Raw genomic sequence first — 9,114 nt, 5'->3', positions numbered from 1 at the left:
CTTGAAGAAAACACCGGTTTTAAATTTAAGCTTTAGCTAGGCTAAGTGAAATTTGCGTAGGTAATGCTTATTTAGCGTAAGAATTTATCCTTTAAAGAATATTTCCTTTCTAAAGAAAACCACATAACAATTCTCTTAGTTAACCTTTAAGAGCTGGTATCTAACTAAGAAAAATAGCCAATCGTAATAGCGAATATTAAATAGCTCATACTTGATAGTTAAATGTCAAGTTAAAAAAGTGCGATTAACATTACTTCTGCTATTAATGGTTAATGATTTTGCTAGAGGTTAATCAGATTTAGAGATTAAAAACCCTAGCAGTTTTACATAGAGAGTTGGTTATTTATCTTTAGCCAGATAATTTCTTTAGAAAAATAAATTAGTAATAGTACAAAGAGATTTGTACTAGGTTATGATTATCCCAGCGATATAAGAAGACCTGTATTTGGAATTACATGAATAGGGAGTCTATTCCTCTGTAGTATACGTGGTTAGCCACTTTGATTTATAAAGAGTAGCTTTATAAATCCAATTCTCTAGTCTTAATTCGGCATGCAAAAGAAAAGAATCTTTTGTTTTAGCATTAGAGAAATACTCAACCTCTTTATGAACATTACTAGAAATTTATTTGGTTTTTATTCAGTAGAGCCGTTTATTCGAAGATAAACTTTATTTATTTTAAAGTTTTAGAGTAAAAATAAAATAAAGAGTAAGGGTAATAGTCTAGACAAGTTAACACAATCTGTAAAACTTAGGTTCTTGAAGTTTTTATGGCAATTTATAGTTTGCAATTAGTAATAATAAATTGCAATGCCTTAGAACTTCATGTTGTTTTAGAGTTAACAAAGAAAGAATTTAGGTTTGTCACTTCAATTGTTTGTTTTAGGTAAGAGCTGAGCAAGATGTAAAGGCAATGTTATATTACATAAGTAAACAATTGTTGATTGTAAGATTGACCATACATTAACTATCTAGTGGGTTTTAATCAACCTTAATTTTATGTAGTCTTACTAACTAAGCCCAAGTATCCTTAACGATTAGATTCGTAGTATATCTTGGAGTAATAACCGATATATAAAAGGAGCTCGCTTAGGAAGTTGACTTGTAGCACATGTATAAAATTAATAACTATAGAGTTAAGTTAGATGATTAACTGCTCTAGACAATAAAGATACATGTAAAAGAAACTAGAGCTTATATCTTTTTAAAAACTTAATTGCAATAGCTGATTTGCGCTTAATTCTAAGAATTGAGTGGTGGATCACTTATGTATAAATTTTGTTTTTACAGATTACTTAAATACAGATCTTGTCCGAATAAGATAGGTATTACGGTGCTTAGTTTTGTCTACATGATTGACTAGCGTCAATAGATTGAACTCATTTGTTCAATCATTTATTTAAGTATTAGGTTTATTTCTTATGCGCTTATTTTTTGGTAAAGACTAGCGATGAGAAAAATGTTAATTAACGCAACTCAGGAAGAAGAGGTGCGTATTGCTCTGGTCGAGGAACGAGAATTATTAGACCTTGATATCGAACAGAGAAGAAATGATAATAAAAAATCCAATATTTATATTGGTCGTATTTCACGCATTGAATCTTCATTAGAAGCGTGCTTTGTGGATTACGGTGAAGGTCGTGATGGTTTCTTACCTTTTAAAGACATTCACGAATCTTATTTTAATAATCGTAAGAGCAACGATATTAAAGATCGTTTAGAAGTTGGACAAAAACTAATTGTTCAAGTAGCAAGAGAAGAACGTGGAAATAAAGGTGCTGCCTTAACTACTTATATTGCTATTGCTTCTACGTTTTTAGTTTTAATGCCAAACAGCCCTGAAGTAGACGGAATTTCACGTCGTCTAAGTTCTGGAGATCGTGATTCATTAAGATCTAAACTTTCAGAACTAAATGTACCTGAAGGTCAAGGTTTAATTGTACGTACGGCTGGTGTTGGTTGTTCGACCGAAGAGTTAAGATATGATTTAAAAATCTTGCATTTTATTTGGGATAAAATTCAAGAATATGCTGAAGAGCATGATGATGTGGGGATCTTACACCACGAATCAGAAACCATTATTCGTGTAATTCGCGATTATTTAACTAAAGATGTAGTTGAGATTATTGTTGATAGCCAAGAAGCTTACGACAAAGCTAACCACTATTTACGTTTAGTGCGTCCACAATCTAAACCTCACTTAGAGTTATATAATCCAGAAAAACACAAGCAACAAGGTTTATTTGCGCACTATGATATCGAACGTCAAATCGATACCGCATTTGAGCGTACTGTTAAACTAAAAAGCGGTGGGGCGATTGTAATTGATACAACTGAAGCCTTAACTGCAATTGACGTTAACTCTTCACGCTTTACCCAAGGTGGTGATATTGAATCTACAGCTCTTTTAACCAACTTAGAAGCCGCTGAAGAAATTGCGCGCCAATTAAAAATCCGTGACTTAGGTGGTCTAATCGTAATCGACTTTATTGATATGTCGCAATCGGCAAATCAGAAGAAAGTTGAGGAGAAAATGCGTTTAGCCACAGCCGATGACCGTGCACGTATTCAAACGTCACGTATTTCAAAATTCGGCTTAATGGAAGTATCACGTCAACGTATTCGTGGTTCAATTGCAGAATCTAATAACCACGTATGTCCAAGATGTAGTGGGACGGGCTTTATTCGTGATAACGAATCTCTAGCATTACATATCCTGCGTCAAATTACCGAAGAGGTAAATAAACGTACAGGTCGTTTAGCTAAACTGCATGTAGTTGTACCTAATGAAATTGCTGCATACTTACTAAACGAAAAACGTGAAGAAATTAACCGCGTTGAAAGTAGTAATGGCGTAGAGATTGTAGTAGTACCAGATGCTTTATTACAAACTCCACACTTTGAAATTCACCGTGTACGTCGTGGTGATTTAGTTAAAGATAAATTCTCTTACGATATTGCTGAGTACTATCAAGAAGTAAATCGTATTAACCAACGTAAGCAACAAAATCGTGAAAAACACGAAGAACAAAATCTGCCGCACAATTTATCATCTGTGCCAGATGCTTACATGGAGAAAACTTTTGAAGCACGCTTAGAAAAAGCTGAGTTCATTCAAGAAGCTTTAGAGCGCGAAGAAAAAGAGAAAACTTTACTTTATCGTATTAAAAACTGGTTTGTTGGTCTATTTAAACGTAGCAACAAAGATAAAGACGATAAAGATGCTGAAGCTTTACGTGCTTTACAAGCTTCACGTAAAAGAAAGCGTAGTAGAAAGAAATCTGCTCCAGCGCCAACAATTGCTTCAGATAATAAAGCTAACTTAACTGATCTAGCTTTAAACGTTGATGAGAACGTAGAAGATAATGATAAAGTTGAAAAACCATTATCAAAACGTGCTCTACGCAAACAACAACGTGATGCTCGTAAAGCTGCTGAAGAAGCAAATGCATTAGCTGCAAGTCTTGAAGAAACAGTTGATGTACCAAAGAGCAAAGTAGTAAATGACGGTCATGTAACCGAAGAAGTGTTTACTACCACGAAAGAGCGTAAACGTAAAGCTAAGAAACAAGCTGATAAAGCGTTAGCTGATATTGATCCGGCAGCAGTAAAAGCTCAAGTTGAAGCGCAAGAAAGAGCGACCGCTAAACTTGAAACTGAAAATGCTAAAACTGAAGCTAAAGCTGATTTTAAAGCCGAAGTCAAAGTAGATGCTACGAAAAATGCAAAAGTAGTTAAAACTGAAGAGAAAGCTAAAGAAGAAGCTGAAGCTAAAGCTCCAAAAGCAACTAAAGCTGAAGTTAAAGCAACTAAAGCTAATGAAGAAGTTGCTAAACCAGCTAAAGGTGAAAAAGCTAAAGCAACTGAAGCTGTTGAAGCTAAAGCAGCAAAAGCTGAAGAAAGTAAGAAAGAAAAACGTAAACGTAATGCTGACATTACTGAACGTTATGTTCTGCGTCAAGAAGCTTTCCCAGTTGCTGATTTCTCAGAATGGTTAGCAAATGGTACTGGAACAGAAAAAGCTCCAGAAATTGGTACTATTCTTGCTAATAGTGCTGAAGATCAACCATCTTTCATTAAATCTGCAGAGAAAACTTTAGATTCAATTCGTAAACCAGGTAACCCAATTGGTACTATTAACAGTGAAAACTTTAATAATCTGGAACCAATTGTCCCTGTGGAAGTAAGAACTCCATCTGCGGTTACAAAAAAAGAAACTGAAGAAAAATCAGTAAAAGAATCTACTGTTGACAAAGTAGCTAAATTACGTCGCTACATCTTTAGATCTCCACAACCTTGTGTAAACTTCTATTCGGATTTCGAAAGTGTAAATCGTGCGAAGAAGCAACTACGTGCCCAAAAACGTAGCGAAGCTAAAAACCAAGGGGTAAGTGAAGAAGCAAAGTCTGCTTCTACGGTTAATAAAAATAACCGTGATAAAGGTGTAAATGCTTCAGTAAATGTTAGTAACAATGTAGAAGAAAAAGTTGTAACTACAACTACTGAAAAAGCACAAGTAAACGACAAACCTCAAGTAGGAGAAAAAGCTCAAGCTGTTGAAAAAGTTTCAGCGACTGAAAAAAATCCAGTAACTGAAAAAACTCCAGTAACTGAAAAAGCTACGGCAACAGATAAAGCTCCTGCTACAGAAAATACTTTAGCTAAGGTAGATCCTCATCTTACGAATTCAACTCCAAGTGAAGTAAGTAAAAAGGAAAAACCTCAAGCTAATAAAAACGAGACTGTAAAGAAAGTTGCTAATAGTGCAGAAGATATTCAAACTAGTGAAGCAAATAATACAAAAAATGAAGTAAAGATTAATACAAGTACTTCAGCTTCCGATAAAGTAGGAAAGATAATTCTTAAGCAACCAGAGCAACAAGCTCCAGTTAAGTCTCAAGCAACAAAAGAACTAGATGTTTCAACTAAAACCACATTAAAACCTGAAGAAATTGGCACTACCGCCGATATCAGAAAGTTAAGCATGGTTGATGTTGCAGATAAGCGTGTTAATGTTATTAATAAATATATATTTACACACTCGGATAAAAATCCAATTAAAAAAGTTGAAAAGATTTTCCGTCTGTTTTTTGACTTAGACACGTTAATCAAAGATTCTTTTGCTGTGTTTTATCCTATTTATAACGATTTAGCAGATTTTGACTATGAAAAGTTAGTAACTCCAGCTTATCGTTATATGCTCGATTTAGTAAAAATTGAGAAACAACCGTACGATAAATTATTTGCGCAATATAGTTCTTTTACTAAAGAACACTTCGATAGATTAAATAGTCTTAAAGATGTAAAAGATGCTGACTTTAATAAATTAAGTTATGTAGACTTTTTAGGCTTTAGTCATGAAAATCTACCTAATTTCAACCAAGATGTATTAGGTGATTTTAAATTATCTATTGATGGTATTGATAGCATTGATATTAGAACTTTATATGATAGTTTCGAAATAGATCGTCCGGTAATCAATACTAATATCGTTAAAGTTATCGAAGAAGATTTACTAACTTATTTAGTAACTTTATTACGTGAATATCCAAAATATGCTGCAACGCATAACTTAAGTGCCGAGCAGATTATTAGCTTTAAAGTAGAAAACGGTGAATTAAAAACTTCACCAGCTTATCCAGCTTTAGCATTCTTATTATCTGTACCAGAGTTAAGTAGCTGGGCTAATAAGTGGTTATTTACTTTAAACGTTTTAGGACATGAAAAAGTAATCTTCTTCAGTCGTACGGATTATCATTGCGCCTTTTTAAATTGCATGCGTGAAGCAGTTATCTTACTAGATGTTAATGCTGCAATTAATAACCGTACTGCGCATTTTGCTTTCTATAATCCACTTCGCTATGATAGCTATAATAATCAAGCAGAAACGGATAGCATTGATGATGCAATAAGTATTTATAATGAATACGTATTTGAATCATTCTTTAAACAACCAGAGATAGCGAAATCAGTTCCTTACCGTTTTAACCATTCGATTAATATCCTAAATACTAAGTTTATCTTTGATGTAGTATTTAGAGCATTACACAATCCGACATTTGTTCTTAAAGTTTTAGAACATTTAAATGATGAAGGAGATAATGCAGAGGTAAACACTAATCAGGGGTCAACGAAGGGGGCGGCTGAACGAACGCCTTGCGAATCTCATGTAGAAAGCAAGACTACTGATGCTAGTTATCAAAGTCCGATTAATATGGAATTTGATGATTACAATCCTTTTTATGTTGCAAAGAGCGAAGATAAATAACTAATATAGTTAATTTTTAATTTTTAGCTAAATATTTGCAACCTTTAAATTAAAATTTTGTCTAATAGAGAGGAGGTTAATCTTTTACTAATCTCCTCCTCTATTTAACCAAAATTGAATTTAACCTATGACAAAAGATCAAAATGTTACGTCTAGTCAAATTCAACAAGCTAAAACTTTAGTATCTGAGTTAAATAAAGATAAAGAAGGACAGCATAAAGGGGCTGAAGTTGATCTTGAACGTTTATACCAACAAAATAATGACAATTCGGTTATTCTGGCAAGTGATTTAACTGTTGATGCTCCGATAGAAAGATTGAATACAAATCCAATTAGTGATCAGAATTCTTTAACAAAAGTATCTAACGACTTATTTCAAGATATTGAAAAGTTAAATAAAACAACACAAGCCGATCTTGAAGATACTTATCTCGAAATGATGAATAGAATTCAAAAACCAGTAACAAATGCTAATCAAAGTGTAAATCAAAGTGCTGGTGGACGAATTTATATTAATGTTAATTCGAAACAAGGGTTAGAGGTTAGCACTAGTAATACATCTGTAGATCTAAAAGAACAAGATTTAGATTTAGTGGTAAACTCTGATAACAAAGAATAAACAAATTAGATTTAGACTGGAAGTAAAACATAAAATTGCTTTAAAGTGCTCTAGACACAGCAAGATTTTGTTTTATGCTTTAAGCAAATATTGTCGTCTGTGTTTAATTACACAGACTTTTTTATTATGGAAAAGTTAATAATTCAAGCTAATCCCCAAGCGCATGGCGAAATTACGATTCCAGGATCAAAAAGTTTATCCAATCGTGGTTTATTAGTAGCGGCTTTGGCTCAAGGCACAACTATTGTTGAGAATCTCTTAGATTCAGATGATATTAAATGGATGCTTAAAGCATTATCTACTTTAGGAGTAGATATTACTTTAAATGAGGATAAAACCCAAGCAAAAGTAGTGGGCATAGGCAGTAAATTTGCCGTAAATGGTGACTTTGATTTATTTTTAGGTAATGCCGGTACAGCATTTCGTCCATTAATTGCAGCTCTAGCTTTTAATCAAGGGGACGCATGTTTTAAAATTAGTGGTGAGCCACGCATGCATGAGCGTCCGGTAAAGGATTTAGTTGATGCTTTATTAACCTTAGGCTGTGAGATTGAATACCTAGAAAATGAAGGTTATGCGCCTTTAGTAATTCGCACTAAAGCTACAGGTGTAGCTCTAAAAACTACAAAAGTAGGTATTGCGGGTAATATTTCGAGTCAATTTTTAACCGCGTTATTAATGATTAGTCCGTTAATTGGACAAGAACTTGAAATCAATATTATCGGAGATTTAGTTTCTAAACCTTATATTGATATTACTCTAGATGTAATGCGTAAATTTGGCGTGCAAGTTACAATTATTAATGACTACCAAGCTTTTAAAATAAGCCCGCAAGCCTATGTAAGTCCAGAACGCTTTTTAGTTGAAGGTGATGCTTCAAGTGCTTCGTATTTCTTACTAGCCGGAGCCATTGCAGGTGACGTAACAGTGCGTGGAATTGACATGACCTCGGTACAAGGGGATAAGGACTTTGTGCTTGCTCTTGAACAAATGGGAGCAATTATTAGCTCGGGTCATGGATATATTCGTGCTCAAATGAATCAAGATTTAGTAGCACAAACAGGTTATGCTCTCAAAGCAGTAGATCTAAATTTAAATAAAATACCTGATGCTGCTATGGGCTTAGCAATTGCAGCGTTATACTGCCCACCTGGTAGTAAAACTGTAATTCGTGATGTTTATAATTGGCGAGTTAAAGAAACAGATCGTTTAAACGCTATGGCAACCGAATTACAAAAACTTGGAGTAGAGGTAACTGAGAGGCATGATTATTTAGAAGTAGTAGCTCCTGAGGTTTTACGCTCAGCCGAAATAGCAACCTATAATGATCACCGTATAGCAATGTGTTTTTCGTTAGTAGCTCTAAATAAACAAGACGTACCTGTAACGATTTTAGATCCAAGTTGCACGCGTAAAACATTCCCAACTTACTTTATAGAATTTGCCAAAATTCATGGCAAATAAGGATCAGATTATGGAAAACATTTTAATCGCCATTGATGGAACTTCAGGTGTTGGTAAAGGTACTCTAGCTAGCGGCTTAGCAAAAAAATATAATCTCCAACGTTTAGATTCTGGTGCTATTTATCGCGCGTCAGCAATTTATTTAGTTAATAAGAAAGTAGATTTAAATCAATTAGATACCAATGCTACAGTGCTAGCACAAGCTTGTGAGCTCTTACAAGACTTACCTTTAGAATTTAAAGATGATGAGCTAGGTGTATTGCAAGTATATCTAGACCAAGAAAATGTTACAGCTGAATTACGTTTAGAAACTACAGCTGCTAATGCGTCGTTAATTGCTAAAAATCAAGAGATTCGTAAAGCTTTGCTCGAGCGTCAACGTAAATATGCAGAGCAATATTCACGTTTAGTTGTTGAAGGTCGTGATATGGGAACAGTTGTTTTCCCTGAAGCAAAATTGAAAATCTTTCTTGACGCTTCTCCAGAAGCAAAAGCACAGCGCCGTTACAGAGAACTAGTAGTTCGTGGTGAACATGCTGAAATGTCTAAAATTTTAGAACAATTAAATCAACGTGATTATCAAGATAAAAATCGTGTAGTTGCTCCATTAGTAGCAGCAGCTGATGCTATTTGTATTGATACTACTAATTTAGATATTGAGCAAACCCTTGAATTAGTATCTGAGAAAGTTGACGCTTATCTTAAAGAAATCGGTCAACTATAGAATTTAAGCCTAAAACATGGCATACCATGTTTTAGGAAC

General features: G+C 34.1%; 4 protein-coding genes. All 4 read left to right on the top strand.

The features are described 5' to 3' along the window. The first annotated feature begins 1,450 nt into the window (after positions 1-1,450). The 4 genes from CKF58_RS05725 to cmk all read left to right on the top strand — a co-directional run bounded on the left by CKF58_RS05725 (position 1,451) and on the right by cmk (position 9,075). On the top strand, positions 1,451-6,268 hold the full coding sequence (locus CKF58_RS05725; RefSeq protein ID WP_119531862.1) for an Rne/Rng family ribonuclease: 4,818 nt from the start codon (positions 1,451-1,453) through the stop codon (positions 6,266-6,268). A gap of 127 nt (positions 6,269-6,395) precedes the next feature. Beyond that, entirely contained in the window at positions 6,396-6,887 is a 492-nt protein-coding gene (locus tag CKF58_RS05720; protein ID WP_119531860.1) for a hypothetical protein, read from the top strand. A gap of 126 nt (positions 6,888-7,013) precedes the next feature. Further along, complete coding sequence (gene aroA, locus CKF58_RS05715; RefSeq protein WP_119531858.1) at positions 7,014-8,351, top strand: 3-phosphoshikimate 1-carboxyvinyltransferase; 1,338 nt, start codon at positions 7,014-7,016, stop codon at positions 8,349-8,351. A 10-nt stretch (positions 8,352-8,361) separates the two neighbouring features. Then, complete coding sequence (gene cmk, locus CKF58_RS05710; RefSeq protein ID WP_222987727.1) at positions 8,362-9,075, top strand: (d)CMP kinase; 714 nt, start codon at positions 8,362-8,364, stop codon at positions 9,073-9,075. Positions 9,076-9,114: the final 39 nt, after the last annotated feature.

Origin of the sequence: Psittacicella hinzii (genome assembly GCF_003585935.1) — a bacterium.
In the GTDB taxonomy this organism is placed as follows: Bacteria; Pseudomonadota; Gammaproteobacteria; order Enterobacterales; family Psittacicellaceae; genus Psittacicella; species Psittacicella hinzii.
Note: the sequence above shows the minus strand (reverse complement) of the source record. Positions and strands in the feature narration are given on the sequence as shown.

What these genes read in the sequence shown, in the direction of transcription:
- cmk (WP_222987727.1), top strand. Translation starts at nt 8,362, where the DNA reads ATGGAAAACATTTTAATCGCCATTGATGGAACTTCAGGTGTTGGTAAA.
- CKF58_RS05725 (WP_119531862.1), top strand. Translation starts at nt 1,451, where the DNA reads ATGAGAAAAATGTTAATTAACGCAACTCAGGAAGAAGAGGTGCGTATT.
- aroA (WP_119531858.1), top strand. Translation starts at nt 7,014, where the DNA reads ATGGAAAAGTTAATAATTCAAGCTAATCCCCAAGCGCATGGCGAAATT.
- CKF58_RS05720 (WP_119531860.1), top strand. Translation starts at nt 6,396, where the DNA reads ATGACAAAAGATCAAAATGTTACGTCTAGTCAAATTCAACAAGCTAAA.